This window comes from Streptomyces sp. MUSC 14 (assembly GCF_001866675.1).
Classification (GTDB): domain Bacteria; phylum Actinomycetota; class Actinomycetes; order Streptomycetales; family Streptomycetaceae; genus Streptomyces.
This window is the reverse complement of record NZ_MLYN01000063.1, coordinates 119278-137037: the sequence shown is the minus strand read 5'-3', so window position 1 is coordinate 137037 and position 17760 is coordinate 119278. Positions and strand designations below refer to the sequence as shown.

The following is a 17760-nucleotide window of genomic DNA, read 5'->3' as shown; positions in this document are numbered from 1 at the left end:
GCCAGGCCGCCGAGGCGGTGCGCTGCCGCATCGACTTCACGTACGCCCTCGTGCCTGGAGCTGGAAGACCCCGGCTTCCAGCACAGCGTGCTGTCCGACTTCCGTGACCGGCTCGCCGGGGGCGACCGCGCCGACCGGCTGCTGGGCCTGGCACTGACGCGGATCCGGCGGGGCGGCCTGCTCAAGGGGCGTGCCGCCCACGCCAGTCGACCATTTACATAGATTATGAATATAAAAATGCTATGCTTCGAGCATGAGTCGTCAAGACACCGCTCCTGGCGCGTCCGCCGCCATCGGGGCAGCCCTCTACGGCCTGGCCACCAGGGCCACGAGACGCCTGCCCCGGGACATGAGCCTGACGTCCGCCGCCACCCTGGCCACCCTGGACCGGACCGGCCCGCGGCGCATCACCGATCTGGCCGCGGTCGAGGGCGTCACCCAGCCCGCGATGACCGCCCTGGTCCGGGTGATGGAGGAGTCCGGCCTGGTCGAGCGGCGGGGCGACGCGTCCGACAAGCGGGTCACGCTGGTGTGCCTGACCGAGGCCGGCGCCTCCTATGTCCGGACGCGGCGCCAGGCGGGCGTCCACGCGTTCGAGCGGTTGATCGGCGAGCTCACCGGCGACGAGGTCGAGGCGCTGGTGGCGGCCCTTCCGGCGCTGAAGCATCTGGCAGAGCTCGAAAGCCAGGACCGCGAAGGGCCAAAGCAGTGACCGGGCAGCCGGTCGACGGGGTCGCGGTGAAGGCGTTCCCGGTGGCGCGTTCCGAGGCGCGGCTGCTGGTCCCCGCCCTGATGTTCATCGCTCTGGTCGTGGCGGCGGTCGCCAGCCTCGGGACGCCGCTCATCACCGGTGTGGCGACCTCGTTCCACGTCTCGCTCGGCAGCGCGCAGTGGACGCTGACCGTCGCGCTGCTCAGCGGCGCCGTCGCCACGCCGGTCCTGGGCCGGCTCGGGGCCGGCCGGCACCGGCGGGCCACGATCCTCGTCACGCTGGCGGTCGTCGTCGCCGGCAGCGCGCTCACCGTGCTGCCGCTGCCGTTCGCGTGGCTGCTGGCCGGCAGGGCGGCCCAGGGCATCGGGCTCGGGCTGACGGCGCTGATGATGGGCGTGGCCCGGGACCACCTCCCCGAGGAGCGCAGCGCGGCCGTGATCGCCCTGATCTCGGTGGTCTCGATCATCGGGGCCGGCGTCGGCTACCCGCTGGCCGCACTGCTCGCCGAGCTCGGCGGACTGCGGGCCGCCTACGGCCTCGGCCTGGTCGTCACCGCCGCCGCCCTCCTGACCGCGTGGCGCTCCATGCCCGAAGCCCCCGAAGGCCGCTCCGCCCACGTGGACGTGGCAGGCGCGGTCGTCCTGGCCGCTGCGCTGCTCCTGGTGCTGTTCCTCGCCGGCGAACAGAATCTGTGGAGCCGGCACCTCGCCGTGGCGGCGGGCCTCGCCGTCGTCGCGGTGCTGCTGCTCTGCGTCTGGGCCGTCATCGAGCTGCGCAGCACGACGCCCCTGGTCGATGTGCGGGCGGTGCGGCACCCGGCGGTCGCCGGGGCGAACCTCGCCATGTTCGTCGGCGGGATCGGCATGTACCTCCTGCTCACGCTCATCACCCGGTACGCGCAGACGCCGCACGGCGCCGGCTACGGCTTCGGGCTGACGACCTTCGTCGCCGGGCTGGTCCTCATCCCGTTCTCGGTGCTGGGGTTCGTCGCCGGCAAGCTCACGCCGCGGGTCCGGACGCGGATCGCCGACCCCCTGCTCCTGGCCGGCAGCGCCGTCATGGTCGGCGGCGGGTTCACCCTGTTCGCGGCGGCCCGGTCGGACCTGGCCGAACTGTTCGCGGCGATGGGCGTGCTCGGCTTCGGCGTCGGCGGCTTCTCGGCCGCGATGCCCGGCGTCATCCTGGCCGTCACCCCCAAGAGCGAGACGTCGAGCGCCATGAGCTTCAACTACGTCGTCCGCAGCGTCGGGTACTCCCTGGGCAGCGCCATCGGCGGCCTGATCCTCGCCGCGGGCACCGGCCCCGGCGACCTGTTCCCCGACGACAGCGCCTACACCACCGCGGCGCTGGTCGGCACCGGCGCCATGGCGATCACGACGCTGACAAGCCTCGCTCTCGCCCGCCGACGCCCGTCCGAGACCAACCCGTGAGTTCAGATGCACTCATCAAGTTCAGATGCGCTCATCCCAACACTGGAGGTTCCATGCCCAAGGGCTACTGGGTCAGCGTCTACCGCACCATTTCGGACCCTGAGAAGCCGGCTGCTTACAACAAGCTGGCCGGTCCGGCCGTCAAGGCCGGGGGCGGTCGGGTCCTCGTCCGCGGCGGTCGGGTCGTGGCGCATGACGCCGGAATCGCCGAGCGCACCGTCCTGATCGAGTTCGACAGCTTCGAGCAGGCCGTCGCGGCGCGCGAGAGTGCGGCCTACCAGGAGGCGCTGGTCGCCCTCTCCGACGGCGTCGAGCGCGACTTCCGCATCGTCGAGGGCATCGACTGACCGGTCCGGATCCGGGTGCGGGCCGCCTCCGTGAACCCGCTCGACATGAAGATCCGGTCCGGCCTGACGGCCCGCGCCGGAAGCGCCCCTGCTGCTCCAGCAGAAAACCCGTCACGACAAGACCGTTGACCAGATCCTGCACCGAACTCGCCGGCGCCCCGACCGTCCGCGCCAACTCGGCCACCCTCACCCCGCCCGGCGCACGCGCGGCAGCCTCCAGGATCCACACGACCCGGTCCACCGTACGATGACGCCGCCACCGACCGTGCTCACCCATCCCACCCCACCCTTGCCCTTCGCGCCTTCGTCCTTCGTGTCCGTCACCGTACGGCGACGGTAGCCCGCCCCACGCCGGGGCGCCGCCTACCAGGCTCTGCGGCCATCTTTTGGCAGGTCAGCGGCCCTTGACCGAGCTGGGCACGATCCGCGCGTGGGAGGGCGGTGCTGCCGCCCGGAGCCGGAACCGGTTCGGCCCCGGCCCGCCTGCGGGCGATCGCCCCCTCCTGCCGTTCCAGCTCGGCCGCGGCAGACTCGGCATGGATGCGGCCGGCCTCCTGACCGCCCCTCGGCGCGGCGCCGAGCAGCGTGTCGGCGCGGTCCGGGCGGGGAGGGCGTGCGGCCGGACGGGCCCGTTAGGCTTGGGCACTCCGGCAGGCGGTGGCTCGCCGCCCGGCGGAGGGTACGGCGCTCGTGCGGCTGCCCCCGGACCACCACACCCAAGGACGGCAACCGAGTGTCTTTCTTCACCATCGGCCACCGCGGTGTCATGGCCGCCGAGCCGGAGAACACCCTGCGCTCCTTCCTGCGGGCCGAACGCGAGGGCCTGGACGGCATCGAGCTGGACCTGCACCTGAGCAAGGACGGCGAGCTGGTCGTCATGCACGACGAGACCCTGGACCGTACGACGGACGGCTCCGGGCCGATCGCCGACCAGGAGTTGCAGACGCTCAGGAAGCTCGACGCCGGGCTCGGCGAGCGCATCCCCACCTTCGAGGAGGTGCTGGACGCCGTCGGTCCGACGCTGCCGATCCAGGCGGAGATCAAGGACGTGGCCGCCGCCCGGTCGCTGGCCCGGGTGCTCACCGACCGCGACCTGCTGGACCGGGTGTCGGTGCTGTCGTTCCACGACGTGGCGCTGATCGAGATCCACCAGCTGCTGCCGCAGGCCCGCACCGTGCTGGTGGCGGGCCCCAGCGCGCACCGCGACACCTTCGTCGGCCGCGCTCAGAAGGTCGGTGCCACCCTGGTCAGCGTGGAACTGCGCCAGCTGAACCGGGCCGTGGTGGAGAAGTGCGGCGCCGCCGGCATCGACGTGATGGCCTGGACCGTCAACGACGAGCGCGACCTGACGCTGGCCCGGACGCTCGGGCTGGTCGGCTGTGTGACCGACCAGCCCGGCATGAAGCGGCTGGTCGAGGCCACGGCCTGACCTCACGGTGTCCGGGACCGAACCGGCCGTGCACGGCGGGAACAGCCGGTCCGGCCCGCGCTGTTGGACCGGCTGGTCACCCGATGACGGGGCGACCGCCGACTCGCCTGCCGCGGACTCGGACCGAGGCTTTTTCACACAGGAGGACTGATTTCATGAACGACCGGCCCCTGACCCTCATGGCGGTGCACGCCCACCCCGACGACGAGGCCACCGGAACGGGAGGTGTCCTCGCGCGGTACGCGGCGGAGGGCATCCGTACGGTCCTCGTGACGTGTACCGACGGCAGTTGCGGTGACGGACCGGGGGGCGTCAAGCCGGGTGACGCCGGGCACGATCCGGCGGCCGTCGCCCTGATGCGGCGTCAGGAACTGGAGGCGAGCTGCGCCATCCTGAAGATCAGCCATCTGGAGACGCTGGACTACACCGACTCCGGAATGATGGGCTGGCCGAGCAACGACGCCCCCGGATCCTTCTGGCAGACCCCCGTGGAGGAGGGCGCCGCCCGGCTCGCGGAACTCTTCCGCCGCTACCAGCCCGATGTGGTCGTCACCTATGACGAGAACGGCTTCTACGGCCACCCCGACCACATCCAGGCCAACCGCATCACGATGGCCGCATTGGCGATGACCGCGCCGACGCCGAAGGTGTACTGGACGACGGCGCCCCGTTCGATGATGCAGCGGTTCGGGGAGGTCATGCGCGAGTTCGGTGGGGACTGGCAGGAGCCGGATCCCGCCGAGGCCGCCGCGATGGCCGAGATCGGGCTTCCCGAGGAGGAGATCACCACCTGGGTGGACACCAGCGCGTTCGGCGGTCAGAAGTTCGACGCGCTGGCCGCGCACGCCAGCCAGGGCGAGAACATCTTCTTCCTCAAGATGGGCCAGAAGAGGTTCACCGAGCTGATGGGCGTCGAGACCTTCGTACGCGTCCAGGACACCACCGGCACGGCCGTACCCGAGAACGACCTCTTCGCCGGACTGCGCTGATCCGCCTGCCTCCCCGGGCCTGGGAGCGCTCAGCGCCAGGGTGCCGGCAGGGCGGCGGTCCGGACCACGTGGGCGACGAGCGTGCGCGGACGGAACGCGGCGAGGCCGGGCGTGAGCCGGTGGAAGGGGACCATGACGGTGCCGGCGACGCCCGTGACGTGTTCGGCGGTCCCGCTCCAGGCCACCACGCACATGGCCAGGAGCGCGGCGGCCGGTGCCGCCGGGCCCTCCGCGCCGCCCGGCCCCGAGGACGAGGTCCTCTCCCTCAGCGCCGGGCGGGGGCTCGCCCTCCGTGGCCCGTCCCCACTCCGCATCGACGGCCGAGGGCGGGCCGGCAGGCCTGCCCAGCGGCGTCGCGGCGCCACCCGGACACGCCTGCCGGCCCGCCCTCGGCGCGCTGTCCGGCGCCCTCGGCTCGCTTCGGCCGGACGTTCGCGGCTCGCCGGGCTGCGCACCGCGCACGTCACTCCCCTGCCACACCCCGGTCACCCGCTCGGGCGAACACGCCGAGTCCGTCCACGCCGAATCGTGAGCGTATGGGCCGTAGTCCCCCGGGAGAGAGCGAGATCGGCATGACGGTATCTGGCATACGCGGACCACTGCCGGACACTCCGCGGCGACGCCGGCGCCGGCGCAGCACGGCGGCCGGGTGTGCGATCGCCGCACTGTGCGCGGTGCCCACCGCCCCGGCCGACGCCAGGGGCACGGCGCACGGCGCCAAGCCGACCGTCGTCCTGGTGCACGGCGCGTTCGCGGACGGCTCCAGCTGGAACGGGGTGATCCAGCGGCTGGAGCGTCACGGCTACACCGTCATGGCCCCGGCCAACCCGCTGCGCGGCCTGCACAGCGACGCCGCGTACATCACCTCGGTGCTGAGGTCGGTCAAGGGCCCCGTCGTGCTGGCCGGTCACTCCTACGGCGGTGCCGTCATCAGCACGGCCGCGGCCGGCAACCCCCACGTGAAGGCACTGGTGTACGTCAACGCACTGATGCCCGACGTCGGCGAGAGCGGCATGTCCCTGTCGGCCCGCTTCCCGAGCGCCCTGGCAACCGCCACCCGCTCCGTGCCCTACCGCACCGGTGGCACGACCGGCACCGACCTCTACCTCAAGCAGGACAAGGTCCACACGGTCTTCGCCGCCTGCCTGCCCGCCGCCCAGGCGAACCTGCTCGGCATCGCCCAACGGCCCGCCGCCACCACCGCGTTCTCCGAAAAGGCCGACGCCGCCGCGTGGAAGAACATCCCCTCGTGGGCCCTGGTGGGCCGGCAGGACAAGACCGTCACCCCGGAACAGGAACGCTTCGAGGCCAGGCGCGCCCACTCCCACACCGTCGAGATCGACACCTGCCACGTCTCGCTCGTCGCCCGCCCCGACGCCGTCGCCGACCTCATCCTCAAGGCGGCGGGCGCGTCCTGACCGCCGGCGCCGCGGCGCCGCTGCCTCCTGTGCGCTTTGAGCCAACTTGACGGCGACCGGGACCCGATTACCGGAGGAGAGGTTGTCGTGTTCGCGACGAACTCGTTTACTGCGGGCAGCAGCCGAGACCCAAGGAGGCGCACCCGTCCCATGATCAAGCGAATAGCCGCCCTGGCGGCACTTCTCCCGGCCGTGTTGGGCACGACGGTCGGCGTCGCTTCGGCGCACCCCGCGCCGCACGCGACCCCTGCAGTGGTCACCCTGACCTACGACGCCAGCAACGCCGGGCAGTGGGCGGGCGCGGTCCAGCAGGCCGTGCAGAACTGGAACGACGCGGTGCACAACGTGCGCCTGGAGCCGGCGAGCAGCCCCGGCTCGGCCGACTACGTCTACGAGGCGACCAGCGGCTGGCCGCAGACCACGCTGGGGCCGATCTTCCCCGGCGGCAGCGGTGACGTGCAGCTGGGCCAGCAGGCGGTGGACGAGGGGTACGACGCGACCCGCATCACGGCCCACGAGACCGGGCACATCCTCGGGCTGCCCGACGACTACAGCGGCCCGTGCTCGGAGCTCATGTCCGGCCACGGCCCCGGCACGTCCTGCACGAACGCCAAGCCGGACGCGGCCGAGGCGGCGCAGGTCGACAAGAACTACGCCGCCGGCGCGTCGGCGATGCGCCCGCATCACCGCCAGGTGGTGATCGACGTCTGGTCCGGCCGGATGCTCACCGGCTCGCACTGACCCAGAAGAATGACTTTGCGCCAGTTTCACGGTGGCCTGCCGCAGGTCAGCGCCGTTGGAGGGGGTGAAGGGCGTAGCGTTTTCACCAACCGAGTTTTTAGCCCTAGCTAAAGGTGGCATGCTGATGGAGTGGCAACAAGCGTTGTCTCTCCATGAGTTGGGGGTGAATCATGGGCATTTTTGCCCGTGACGAGAGCCGGACCACGCTAGCGGCTTCCCGGATAGGGCGACAGGCGACGGCCTCCCTGGCCGGCCTGCTGGCCGGCCAGGGCAAGACGCGCTCCGACCTGGCGGCGGCCATGGGTGTCAGCCCGGGCCGTGTCAGCCAGATCATGTCCGAAGACGCGAACCTGACCGTGCGCACGCTCGCCGCCGTGGCGGAAGCGCTGGACGCCGACGTGCAGATCACCTTCCGCCCCCGCGCACAGCCGACGGACGCCAGAGCCCGCAGCGGCACGGACACGTCCCCCCTCCACAGCAGCGGACTCCCGGCCCGTCACTGAGCCGCACGCTCACGTCCGACGTCTCACATCCGGCATGCGTGTTCAGCGGGTGAGCCAGCGGTCGAACCAGCGGCGCGGCGACGGCACGGCCGGACTGTGGAACGCGTCGTTGGACATCGCCTTCGCACGCAGGGCCCTGAGCTCCTCGCTCTCGCTGCGGCGGCCGTGCACGTACGCGAAGCGCAGCAGGTGTCCGCAGTGGGCGAGCGCGGTGCCGAACGCCTGGCGTCGGGCGACGAGTTCATCCCCCGTCGCCTCACGCCCGGCCTGGCGGCACGCCTCGTCGATCCCCGTCTGCACGTCCAGCGCGTCGTCGATCGCCGTCTGCACATCCGCGTAGACCGCGCAGATCGTCTTGGTCTCGGCGGTGAGCGGATGCCGCTCCAGCAGGTACAGCTTGAGATCGTGGACGAACACCCTGAGCTGGGCGGACGTCTCGATGCCCTGGAGAAAGCGGTCCGACCAGCTGCACGCGTCCAGATGCACACGCTGCACCAGCCGCTCCCTGACCAGAGCGATCCCCAGTGTCATGAATTTGACGTACGGCTGCACCGTCTCGTCCTGCCTGCGCCTGGGCAACGCCGTGGCGCCCGTCGCCGCACCCGCGAGCACCGGGGGAATCGACGCCGCATGCGGCAGCAGGACCACCGCACCGGCGGCCACCAGACCCATCAGCGCCAGCACGAGCAACATCAGGGACGACGACGCCCAGCTGCCCAGCAACCGCCCCTTGCCGGAGAACTCGCGCACCAGCCCCACCCACGCGATGCCCGCACTCACGCCGGCGGGTAACACATAGACAGCCACCCAGCTGTGGTGAAGCCAACTCATCGACGGCGCCCCCAAGACGTTCCACGGACAGGCTCAACCGCCGTCAGCATGCGAACGCCAAAAGGCCACCCTCTCGGCACGTGTCACACCAACGCTCAGCCCACTCGCCGCCCGCCCGTCTTGCGAAGCTGCCGCGAGTGGAGTCGATGATGTCAGCCGACGTGACGACACGCCGTCACTTCCCGCGACAATCGGCCAGCGTGTCCGCCCCGCACCGGAATCCGCACCTCACGATCACCGAATCGTCGTCGGCCGGACGGCACGACGGCGACGACGCCTCCCGCGTCCTGCGGACGCCCGGCCTCAGCCGGAGACTTCGGCCACCCCGGTCGGTCGGGAGGGGCGGCGACCGCCTCGGGAGAGCAGGCTGACGACCAGGGCGCCGCCCACGAGGAGGCCGAAGGCCACCCAGAGCGCCACGGTGTAGCCGTGCACCGTCCCGGTGTTGACGGCTTCCGGACGGTTCCCGTGGTCCTTCAGGTACGACGTGGTGACGCCGGCGGCGATGGAGTTGAGCAGCGCGGTGCCGAACGCGGCGCCCACCTGCTGCACCGTGTTGTAGGCCGCCGACGCGACACCCGCCTCGGCCGGGTCCAGCTCGATCGTCGCCGTGTTCGTCGCCGTTGCCAGCAGACAGCCGAGACCGATACCGGTCAGGATCATGGCCGGGGTCAGGTACACCGGGAACACATGAGTGCTGTCCACCTTCAGCTGCGTGAGGATCAGCATGCCGGCGGCGGACGACAGCAGACTGCCCGCGATCAGGGTGCTCGGCGCGACCCTGCGGCTCAGCCGGCCGGCGATGAGCATCGCGCCGACGGTGGTGCTCACGGCGTTCACCAGCAGTGTCATGCCGGCCTTGACCGGCGAGTAGCCGAGGATCGTCTGCGTGTAGTAGCTCACGAAGAGGTAGAAGCCGAACATCGCGGCGAACATCAGGCACACGGACACGAACGCGGTGCCGCGGACCCGGTGGACCAGGATACGCAGGGGCAGCAGCGGGTTCCGCGTCCTGCTCTCGACCAGGACGAACAGGGTCAGCAGGAGCACGCCGCCGACGAGCAGGGCGAGCACCTTCGCATCGCCCCAGCCGTGCGGTTCCGCCTGGGTGAAGCCGTAGACCAGTGAGACGAGGCTCGCGGCGCTGAGCAGCACTCCGGGCAGGTCCAGGTTGCGCAGGTTGCCGCCCGGGCGGTCGCGCAGGATGAGCGGGATGCCGATCAGGGCGATCGCGGACATGGGGATGTTGGCGTAGAGGCACCAGCGCCAGTCGGCGTACTTGGTGAGGAGCCCGCCCGCGACGACGCCGAGTGCCGCACCGCCCGCGCCGACGCCGGCGAAGACACGGAAGGCCTTTCCGCGTTCGCGCCCGTCGGTGAAGGTCAGGATGAGCAGGGAGAGCGCAGCCGGCGCGAGGAGCGCGGCGAACAGGCCCTGGCCGGCGCGTGCGGCGACGAGGGTGCCGGCATTGCCCGCCGCACCGCCGAGCCCCGAGGTCAGGCCGAAGCCGACGAGGCCGACGGCGAAGGCCCGCCGGTGGCCGATCGCACTGCACACGCGCCCGCCCAGGAGCAGGAGGCCGCCGAAGGCGAGGGCGTAGGCCGTGATCACCCAGTGGCGGTCTGCGTCTGTCATGCCCAGGCTCTTCTGGGCCGAGGGGAGGGCGATGTTCACGATGGTCGCGTCCAGAACGACCATCAGCTGAGCAAGGCTCACGACGGGAAGGGTCCACCAGCGTGTCGTGGACCGCGCAGACGAGGGGGCTTCTTGCTGGATGTAAGTCACGTGTACTCGCACTATGGTCGAGGGACTCGAACGTTGGTCCGGTGGGCCGTGACCCTACTGCAGCCCCGTGCGGCGGTGTCATGACGCACACGCTCAAGGAGTCCTGTAATGACCCTCTAAGTGGCCTGAAAACAACGGGAGTTGAGTGCGATGGGCGACGCTGGCGGCGCGGTTGCCGGCAGTCGCGCGCGAAGCACGGGCCGGGGCGTGCAAGACTCGACCGGCGATGCTCAGCGTCGCGATGTGCACCCTCGGGGGTGAGCCGCATGAATCCGGAGGTGAACGTCATCGCGGGCAAGGAACGCGCGAGGGGACAGGGCGGTGCGGGAGTCGGCAGCGTCTGGCTCCGTGTCTCGCGGGGCAACAAGGGGGAACCACCACTGACGCGGGAGCGCATCGTCCAAGCCGCCGTCGCCCTGCTGGACGAGCAGGGGATGGACCGGCTCACGATGCGCCACCTCGCCGAACGGCTTCAGGTGGGTGCCACGACCCTGTACTGGCACGTGGCGACCAAGGGTGACGTCATCGACCTGGCGGTCGACGCGATCTTCGGGGAGACCCGGCTCCCCGGCCAACGCGCCGAGCATCCGCGGGACGACATCGTGGCCCTGGTCACCACTTGGCGCCAGGCGATGCTGCGGCATCCCTGGGCGGCCACTCTGCCCGCGCGGCAACGGCCGCTGATGGGCCCCAACTTCCTGGCCTGGATGGAGTTCCTCCAGTCCGCGCTGGTGCGCGCGGGGCTGACCGGCAAGCGGCTCAACGCCGCGACGTGGGCGCTCTACAACCACGTGATGGGTGCCACGGCGACCCAGTCCAGCCTCCAGCTCTCCGCCGAGGAGGCCCGGCTGGGGCAGGAGTACCTGGAGAGCCGACGCGACCAGTATCCGACCGTCGCCGCGAACGACTACATCTCCGACGTCGACTGGGACACCAGCTTCACCGTCGGGCTGGAACTGCTTCTGGACGGGATCGACGCGCGGACCAGGAGCTGAGACCGGGCCGGGGCAGCCCGTGCGACCGTAGACCAACTGTCTCGCCGTACAGCGTGAGCCGGCGTGTCACCGATCGTCGAGGGATGCCTGCCGGGCGAGGAACTCCTCGAACGCCACCCTCTGCTTCGGGTCCATGAAGCCCTGGCGGACGCTGCGGGCCTGCTTCTGGAGCCAGTGCGCCTCGTCGGGGTCCAGCAGCTCGGCGACCACCACCCCGTGGCGAGCGACTGCCGTACGCCCTCCCACGCGGCGGCGGTACAGCGTGAACGCGCCGCATTCCGCCGGGTGGGCCAGTTCCGGCTCCTCCGCCGCGGCCCGGTCCTCCGCTCCGGCGCCACCGGCCGGGTGGGCGGTGGGGGCCCAGTGCTCCCAGCGGGCCAGCGTGGCCGCGGGCACCAGTACCGCGCGTTCCGCGTCTTCCCCGTCCCACACGAACGTGACGGTGACGGGCTCGCCGACCGCCTCGGCCAACCCGAGCACCCGCTCCATCTCGTCGTTGACCGGGTAACTCGCCACTACGTCGACCTGAATTCCCATGGCGCCCGAGGCTACTGGCGGCCTCTGACATGCCGGCCTGAAGCGGCTCCGCCGGCGGGCCCACCACAGGCGACAACCGGAAGTTGTCGACGGCGCCTGTCCGTTGTTGGAGCACGGGGCGGCCGGAGAGGTTGCATCCTCGGCATGCACAGACTGATTCCCACGGAAGCACGATGAACGTCTCCGACTTCGCCGACGCCCAGTGGACACGCGCCGTCGGCGCGGGCGTCGACCCGCACGAATACCGGCGCGTCACCGCCGGCCTGGCCTCCGTCGCCGACTGGGAGCCCTCCTTCGTGCGCACCGGACACGCCTACCTGGAGCGTACGGAGAGCGCCGGATCGCTCCTCTCGGCCGGTGAGCACCTGCTGACGGCGGCCCGGTGGTTCCACCTCGCCACGCTCGCGCCGTACCCGGAGTCGGGCTCGGCCGCCGCAGCGGCGGACCACGCCCTGAGCAGGGCGCTCACCGCGCTGGAGCCCGGTGCGCGGCGCGTGAGCGGCGAGGGGTTCACCGGCTGGCTGCGCGGCCCCGCCGACGCGCCCGGCACCGTGGTCGTCGTCCCCGGCCTGGACTCGGCCAAGGAGGAGTTCCTCGATCTGGTCTCCGCACTGCTGGCCAGGGGACTGGCCGTGTTCGCCATGGACGGTCCCGGGCAGGGCGTGCTCGCGGGCTCGACGACCCTCAGGCCGGACTACGAGCAGGTCGTGGGCCGGGTCGTCGACGCACTGGGCGTCGCGCGCATCGGACTCGTCGGCCTGAGCCTGGGCGGCTACTTCGCGGCCCGGACCGCGGCCATGGAGACGCGCGTGGCGGTGGCCGCCACCGTCAGCGGCCCCTTCCGCCTCGACTGGGAGAAAGTGCCCCCGCGGGTGCGGGACATCATGGCCCGACGCGCCAAAGGAGCCGACGCCGCCCGCGAGTTCGCCCGCCACGTGGACCTCGCCGCCCTGGCACCCCGCGTCGCGGCCCCCCTCCTGGTCGTGGACGGTGGCCTGGACGTCATTCCCGGGGTGACGAACGGCGAGCCCCTGGCCCGGCTGGCACCGCGCGGCACCTATCTGTCCGTCCCGCACGGCGACCACCTCCTCGGCAACGCACGACCCGACTGGCTGCCCCGCCTCGCCGACCACATCACGCGCTTCCTGACGGAGGCACCGGTGTGAACACGGGCGACCATCCCCTGCCGATTTACATTCTTCGAGTCGAGTGTTAAATCTGTAGCCATGCCGAAGGTCCCGTCCTCCCAGATCGTGCTCGACAGCGCCTACCGTTGCTTCTGCCGCAACGGGTTCCGCCGCACGACGATCTCCGACATCGTCGAGGAGGCGCAGCTGTCGCGCCCGACCGTCTACAAGTACGCCGGGACCAAGGACGAGGCGTTCGCCAAGGTCATCCGGGCGAAGCTGGAGCCGGCCGGTGCTGCCGCCGAGGCGGCGGCAGCGGCCGGGGGCACGGCCGAGGAGAAGGTGCTCGGTGTGCTCACGGTGAAGCTGGAGGTCGCCATCCGGCTCTGGCGGGACAGCCCCGCGCACGCCTACGAGCTGCTGTCCGCCGCCTCCGCGCACACCCCCGAGCTGGTCACCGCCTACATGGACCGCCTGACGGAGCTGGTCACCGGCCCCCTGGCCGCGCTCGTCCCCGACACCGCGGACCAGGCGGCCGGAGTGCTGCTCACGTTCACCCGGGGCCTGGAGGACGACCTGCGCGACCCAGAGACGGCCCGCCGGGACCTGAGAGCCGGCGTCCGGATGATCACCCGAGGAGCGCTGAGCCGCCCCGCACCACCCCCCGCCTGACCCACGGTCAGGCCGCGCCGAAAGGCACCTCCCCATGCGCACCGCCCCCGCCGACCCCGCCACCACCCTTTACCGCGACCAGCGGGCCTGGCGCGAGCTCCAGCGGTTCCTGCCCGCCCGACTCCGCCTGACCGACGAGACCGCGCCCGAGGAGGAGTTCTGGGACTGGCGCGGACACCGCGTCCACCTCGACCGCTACCGCGACCCCGCCGCGAAGGCGAAGGTCGTACTGCACCACGGGGTGGGCACCAACGGCCGCCAGATGTCGCTGATTCTGGGCGCCCCGCTGGCGGAGCGCGGTTTCGAGACGGTCGCCCTGGACAACCTCGGCTACGGCCTCACCCAGGTCAGGCCGGGCACGACTCCCTCCTACGACGACTGGGTCGATCTCGTCGTCGACTTCCTCGCCCACGAACGCTCCCGGGACGACCGCCCGATCGTGCTGTACGGCCTCAGCGCGGGCGGCATGCTCACCTACCACGTCGCCGCCAAGGCCCCCCGCGCCACCCTGGCCGGCATCGTCGGCATGACCTTCCTCGACCAGCGCGACCAGCGGGTCCGCGACGAGACCTCCCACGACCTGTTCACCGCCCGTATGGGCGCCCCGCTCATGGGCCTGCTCGCCAGGACACCGGCCGCCTCGATGAAGTACCCGATGAGCCTGGCCTCCAAGATGTCGGCTCTGGCCAACGACCCCGGTGCCATGAAGGTCCTCAGGAAGGACCGGACCTCCGCCGCCAACTGGGTCAGCGTCCGCTTCCTCGACCGCTACCTGAACTACGCCCCCGCGGCGGAGCCGGAGGACTTCGACGCCTGCCCCGTCCTGCTGACCCAGCCCGCCGAGGACCGCTGGACCCCGCACCACCTGAGCGTGCCCGTGCTGTCCCGCATCACCAAGGTCCCGGTCGACACCGTCATGCTCGACAACGCCGGCCACTACCCCCTCGAAGAGCCCGGCCTCCAGCAGATGCAGGACGCCATCGCGGACTTCGTCACCACCCACGCGTCCTGACCGAAGCGGCCCGGACCGCGGCAGCGGCGCCCGATCGGCAGACCGGACGCCGCTGCCGCTCACCTTCCCGCCGGTGAGGTGACCGGCCGGTCGAGGTGCCGGGCGAAGAACCGGACCGCGCTGTCGGCCTCGAACCGGGGCATCTCCAGATGCCTGCCCGCGTTGGCGTGCAGCGTCTTCTCCTCCGAGGCGAAGGCGTCGAACAGCGCGAGGCCGGCCTCGCGCGGGATGCGCTCGTCGTCCCACTGCAGGTCGAACTCGATCGGGACGGTGATCTGCTTCGCCTTCTCGACCAGGGCATCGGGCCAGGTGCAGACGAAGACCGCGGCCGTGATCCTGGGCTCGACCGCCACCAGCGGCACCCCGATCGCGGTGCCCAGGCCGATGCCGACGTAGCCCACCGGCCCGCCGGAGCCGATCTCCGCAAGCTCCTGAAGGGCGTCCAGGGTCGCCTGCCACTCGGGCACGGCGAGCTCCGCCAGGCGGGCGTTGTAACGGACCACGATCGGCCCTTCCGGCTCGCCCGCCGCCTGCGCGGCGCGCAGCTCGGCGATCTCCCGCTCGTCGTGCGCGGTGCGCGGCCGGTCGCCGTGACCGGGGGCGTCGATGACGGCGACATGGAAGCCGCAGCCGGTCACGAGACGCCGTGCCCGGCCCGCCATCGCCCGGTGCTTCTTGTGGGCGCCGCCGCCGTGGCCCATCAGGACCAGGGGCGCCCGCTCGGCGCCGGAGGCCGGCGACCAGAGAACTCCGGGGACGTCGCCCACGGTGAAGTCGCGCTCGACCATGCCGTTCGACGAGGACTCGGTGGTGAACTGCAGAGAATGCACAGGTGTTGCCTTTCGGGAGTGCCTTGTTGTCGAGGCGCTCCCGGCGACACCTACGTCAGTCGCCGGCCGTGACCGGAAGGGAGAGCACCCACGTCGATACAGCGTTCATGGGTCTCACCTCCTCGGGCGGTGTCACGGTCGGCTCGAAGCTACAAGCCCGGTCACCCTCCCGTCGAATCCTTTTCGCCGCGCAGGCACGGCAGCGGAGACCGCCCCCGTGTTTCAGCCCACCGGCTCTGCCACCAGCTGCTCCTCGATCAGATCCGCGGCCCGGCAGGCGCCGCCCTCGGCGCGTACCTCGGACCACAGCCATGCCGAGCGCGTGGCGACCTGTGGATCGCCGATGAGTTCCATCAGGGCGGTACGCAGCGCCGCCGCCGTGACGTCCGCGGGGTCGAGCCGGCGGGCGACACCCAGTTCGACGAGCCGGTCCGCGTGGAGGGACTGGTCGGGCCCGTGGGGTACCGCGATCATCGGCACGCCGGCGTACAGGCCCGCACCGCTGCTGGCCATTCCGGTGTGCGTCACCCATACGTCCGCCTGCTCCAGCATCGTCAACGGCGGCGCCCACGGCCACACTTCGAAGGTGCGGGGAACGCGCTCGGCGAGATCGCCGCCGCCGTCCGTCTGCAGCACCACATGCCATCCCGGGAGATCGGCGAACGCCGCCACGCACTGGTGGTGGATCTCCTGCGGCTCGTGCGAGGCCGAGCCGGCCAGCGACACCAGCAGCACCTTCTGCGCACCCTCCGGCCGCGTCCAGCCGACCTGCTTCGGGTCGGCGCCGAGGCACGGGCCGACGAACGTCACCGCCTCGGTGTCGACACGGTCCGCGTGCGGCTGCATGGCGCGCGGGATCATGGCCAGCGCGCGCCGCGGGTGGCCGGTGAACTCCTCCACGTTCCCGGTCACCGCACCGCACCCGGCCAGCCAGTCCGCGAACCGCGCCCGGTGTGCGGGGCCTCCGGGCAACCGCTCGTACGCCGCACCGATCTCCTCCTGGGCGCCAGCCCAGGCCACCTGCGCCGCGGACAGCTGGACGAGACCGCGGTCCTGTGCCTCGGCCAGCGCGCGGCCCGCGTACGCGCCGGCGTCGTAGAGGTACAGGTCGGCGGGATCGTCGTCGTACACGGCGTGCAGCTGCGGCAGAACGGCCTCCGCCTCGTCGAGGAAGAGGGAGGCGCAGGCGATGGGATCCTGCGGCCAGTCGCGGCCGGCGCCCGGCAGGGTGGACGTGATGCCGACCAGCTCGGCGCCGGTGGCGGTGACCAGGTCGGCGACGGGGCCGGCATTGGCGTACGTCACGCGATGGCCGCGGGTCACCAGCTCACGGATGATCTCCAGGCTGGGCAGCACATGGCCGATCAAAGGCGTGCCGACCATGGCGATATGGGCGGACTGCTTCTCAGGGTGCATATCCGGACTTCCTTGGATAGAGGTCTACGGCAGACAAACGCCGAGAACCCCGGCCAGGCAACGCGGCGCACACGTCCTCGTCTCTAGCGCGGCCGCTCCGCCGTGACGACGTAGTAGTCGAGGATGCGCTGTTCGTAGGCGTGCAGGAAGTTCCGTGGCCAGGTGTCCGGGGCCCACCACCGGCTGAGCCAGCGGTCCCAGCCCGGCCACACGTGCCGTCCGATCGACTCGGCGCGTACGTCCGTGAGCCCGGCCGCCGTCATCGCGTCGGTGAGTGCCCGCAGGGGCCGTGCGATGTCCAGGCCGTTCGCGAACGTGTCCAGCAGAGCGGCGAGTTCGCCGGGCCGGCCGGGTGCGTCGTCGACGGTGAAGAAGCTCGCGACGGCCGCCCGGCCGCAGCACCCGCGCCGTCTGCGCCGCGAAGGCGTCGAGGTCCGGGAAGTGCTGAGCCGCCTCGACGCTGATGACGGCGTCGAACTCGCCGTCCGCCAACGGCATCCGCTCGGCGGCTCCCTGGACGAAGCGCAGCCGTTCCGGCTCCTTGCGGAGCAGATCGGCGTGCGCGTCACGCGCCCGGCGCAGCTGGTCCGGATGAATGTCCATGCCGGTGACCTTGACGTGGCCGTACTCCCGCAGGGCCGACGCGCACCCCATGCCCAGTCCGCAGCCGACTTCCAGGAGCTCACGCGCGCCCGGCAGTCCGGCGGCCTCCAGGACACGCCCGTACAGGTCCTCCTGACTGCGGATCCGGGCCGTTTCGTCGAGCGGGCGGTCCAGCTCGATCGCCTGCCAGTAACCGAAGTTGATGAACCCCCCGGCGAAGATCGGCATCCCGCTCAGATCGGCCGGACCGTACGCCTCCCGCACCGCGGGACGCATACCGGGCCCCTCCTCGTTCGCACTGTCCGCCACCCTGCCACTCCTCTCGAAAGAGCGATCGTCGTGTCGTGCGCGGTTCCACTCGACGCCGTACCCGACAAGAGCCT

Annotated in this window: 20 protein-coding genes and 1 pseudogene; 12 read left to right on the top strand and 9 right to left on the bottom strand. The window is 71.5% G+C overall.

Annotation, left to right across the window (positions count from 1 at the left end):
• Window positions 1-36 precede the first annotated feature (36 nt).
• Window positions 37-201, bottom strand: coding sequence for a hypothetical protein (locus BIV25_RS54695; RefSeq protein WP_177235535.1), 165 nt, complete (start codon window positions 199-201; stop codon window positions 37-39).
• Between the two features lie 148 nt (window positions 202-349).
• Here BIV25_RS54695 and BIV25_RS36565 point away from each other — a divergent pair, with 148 nt between their 5' ends.
• Genes BIV25_RS36565 through BIV25_RS36555 form a run of 3 tightly spaced genes read left to right on the top strand, consistent with a single transcriptional unit; the run spans window position 350 to window position 2489 of the window.
• Window positions 350-712 (top strand): MarR family winged helix-turn-helix transcriptional regulator, encoded by a 363-nt coding sequence (locus tag BIV25_RS36565; RefSeq protein ID WP_014173936.1) that lies wholly within the window; start codon window positions 350-352, stop codon window positions 710-712.
• The gene (locus tag BIV25_RS36560; RefSeq protein WP_071376829.1) at window positions 709-2142 is read left to right on the top strand and encodes an MFS transporter; all 1434 of its coding nucleotides are present in this window, start codon (window positions 709-711) and stop codon (window positions 2140-2142) included. The genes BIV25_RS36565 and BIV25_RS36560 overlap by 4 nt, the downstream gene beginning before the upstream one ends.
• 53 nt (window positions 2143-2195) lie before the next feature.
• Window positions 2196-2489 carry a DUF1330 domain-containing protein gene (locus tag BIV25_RS36555; RefSeq protein ID WP_071376828.1) on the top strand — a complete coding sequence of 98 codons (294 nt, stop codon included), beginning with the start codon at window positions 2196-2198 and terminating at the stop codon, window positions 2487-2489.
• A gap of 112 nt (window positions 2490-2601) precedes the next feature.
• Here BIV25_RS36555 and BIV25_RS54690 read toward each other — a convergent pair.
• A pseudogene (locus BIV25_RS54690) lies at window positions 2602-2766 on the bottom strand (helix-turn-helix domain-containing protein); the annotation flags it as partial.
• A gap of 456 nt (window positions 2767-3222) precedes the next feature.
• On the opposite strand from BIV25_RS54690, the gene BIV25_RS36550 reads away from it, so the two are divergent.
• Together BIV25_RS36550 and BIV25_RS36545 are read left to right on the top strand one after the other, a co-directional pair.
• Window positions 3223-3918, top strand: a complete 696-nt coding sequence (locus BIV25_RS36550; protein ID WP_071376827.1) for a glycerophosphodiester phosphodiesterase family protein — start codon at window positions 3223-3225, stop codon at window positions 3916-3918.
• Between the two features lie 155 nt (window positions 3919-4073).
• Entirely contained in the window at window positions 4074-4907 is an 834-nt protein-coding gene (locus tag BIV25_RS36545) for a PIG-L family deacetylase (protein WP_071376826.1), read from the top strand.
• A gap of 29 nt (window positions 4908-4936) precedes the next feature.
• Here BIV25_RS36545 and BIV25_RS51580 read toward each other — a convergent pair whose 3' ends face one another.
• Window positions 4937-5101, bottom strand: a complete 165-nt coding sequence (locus BIV25_RS51580; protein ID WP_177235534.1) for a hypothetical protein — start codon at window positions 5099-5101, stop codon at window positions 4937-4939.
• A gap of 480 nt (window positions 5102-5581) precedes the next feature.
• Between BIV25_RS51580 and BIV25_RS36540 the strand changes: the two genes are divergently transcribed.
• The 3 genes from BIV25_RS36540 (at window position 5582) to BIV25_RS36530 (ending at window position 7569) form a co-directional block, all read left to right on the top strand.
• Entirely contained in the window at window positions 5582-6325 is a 744-nt protein-coding gene (locus BIV25_RS36540; RefSeq protein WP_256256936.1) for an alpha/beta fold hydrolase, read from the top strand.
• A gap of 150 nt (window positions 6326-6475) precedes the next feature.
• Complete coding sequence (locus BIV25_RS36535) at window positions 6476-7066, top strand: snapalysin family zinc-dependent metalloprotease (RefSeq protein ID WP_071376824.1); 591 nt, start codon at window positions 6476-6478, stop codon at window positions 7064-7066.
• Window positions 7067-7236: 170 nt separating this feature from the next.
• A complete protein-coding gene (locus BIV25_RS36530) occupies window positions 7237-7569 on the top strand; it encodes a helix-turn-helix transcriptional regulator (protein WP_071376823.1) in 333 nt (110 codons plus the stop codon).
• A gap of 42 nt (window positions 7570-7611) precedes the next feature.
• On the opposite strand, the gene BIV25_RS36525 is transcribed toward BIV25_RS36530, so the two are convergent.
• Both BIV25_RS36525 and BIV25_RS36520 read right to left on the bottom strand, forming a co-directional pair.
• Entirely contained in the window at window positions 7612-8349 is a 738-nt protein-coding gene (locus BIV25_RS36525) for a hypothetical protein (RefSeq protein ID WP_071376822.1), read from the bottom strand.
• Window positions 8350-8703: 354 nt separating this feature from the next.
• The gene (locus BIV25_RS36520) at window positions 8704-10098 is read right to left on the bottom strand and encodes an MFS transporter (protein ID WP_177235541.1); all 1395 of its coding nucleotides are present in this window, start codon (window positions 10096-10098) and stop codon (window positions 8704-8706) included.
• Window positions 10099-10451: 353 nt separating this feature from the next.
• Here BIV25_RS36520 and BIV25_RS36515 point away from each other — a divergent pair, with 353 nt between their 5' ends.
• Window positions 10452-11180 carry a TetR/AcrR family transcriptional regulator gene (locus BIV25_RS36515; protein WP_071376820.1) on the top strand — a complete coding sequence of 243 codons (729 nt, stop codon included), beginning with the start codon at window positions 10452-10454 and terminating at the stop codon, window positions 11178-11180.
• Window positions 11181-11246: 66 nt separating this feature from the next.
• On the opposite strand, the gene BIV25_RS36510 is transcribed toward BIV25_RS36515, so the two are convergent.
• Window positions 11247-11717, bottom strand: a complete 471-nt coding sequence (locus BIV25_RS36510; RefSeq protein ID WP_071376819.1) for a hypothetical protein — start codon at window positions 11715-11717, stop codon at window positions 11247-11249.
• A 173-nt stretch (window positions 11718-11890) separates the two neighbouring features.
• Between BIV25_RS36510 and BIV25_RS36505 the strand changes: the two genes are divergently transcribed.
• From BIV25_RS36505 to BIV25_RS36495, 3 genes are read left to right on the top strand one after another with little or no spacing between them, the layout of a single operon-like run.
• Window positions 11891-12883, top strand: coding sequence for a S9 family peptidase (locus BIV25_RS36505; RefSeq protein WP_071376818.1), 993 nt, complete (start codon window positions 11891-11893; stop codon window positions 12881-12883).
• Between the two features lie 60 nt (window positions 12884-12943).
• Entirely contained in the window at window positions 12944-13516 is a 573-nt protein-coding gene (locus tag BIV25_RS36500; RefSeq protein WP_071376817.1) for a TetR/AcrR family transcriptional regulator, read from the top strand.
• Between the two features lie 34 nt (window positions 13517-13550).
• Window positions 13551-14528, top strand: a complete 978-nt coding sequence (locus tag BIV25_RS36495; RefSeq protein WP_071376816.1) for an alpha/beta hydrolase — start codon at window positions 13551-13553, stop codon at window positions 14526-14528.
• A gap of 59 nt (window positions 14529-14587) precedes the next feature.
• Here BIV25_RS36495 and BIV25_RS36490 read toward each other — a convergent pair whose 3' ends face one another.
• The 3 genes from BIV25_RS36490 to BIV25_RS36480 all read right to left on the bottom strand — a co-directional run bounded on the left by BIV25_RS36490 (window position 14588) and on the right by BIV25_RS36480 (window position 17605).
• Window positions 14588-15358 carry an alpha/beta hydrolase gene (locus tag BIV25_RS36490; RefSeq protein WP_071376815.1) on the bottom strand — a complete coding sequence of 257 codons (771 nt, stop codon included), beginning with the start codon at window positions 15356-15358 and terminating at the stop codon, window positions 14588-14590.
• A gap of 222 nt (window positions 15359-15580) precedes the next feature.
• The gene (locus tag BIV25_RS36485; RefSeq protein WP_071376814.1) at window positions 15581-16774 is read right to left on the bottom strand and encodes a macrolide family glycosyltransferase; all 1194 of its coding nucleotides are present in this window, start codon (window positions 16772-16774) and stop codon (window positions 15581-15583) included.
• Between the two features lie 24 nt (window positions 16775-16798).
• Window positions 16799-17605: a class I SAM-dependent methyltransferase gene (locus BIV25_RS36480; protein WP_256256975.1), complete on the bottom strand. Its 807-nt coding sequence runs from the start codon at window positions 17603-17605 to the stop codon at window positions 16799-16801.
• Between the last annotated feature and the right edge of the window lie 155 nt (window positions 17606-17760).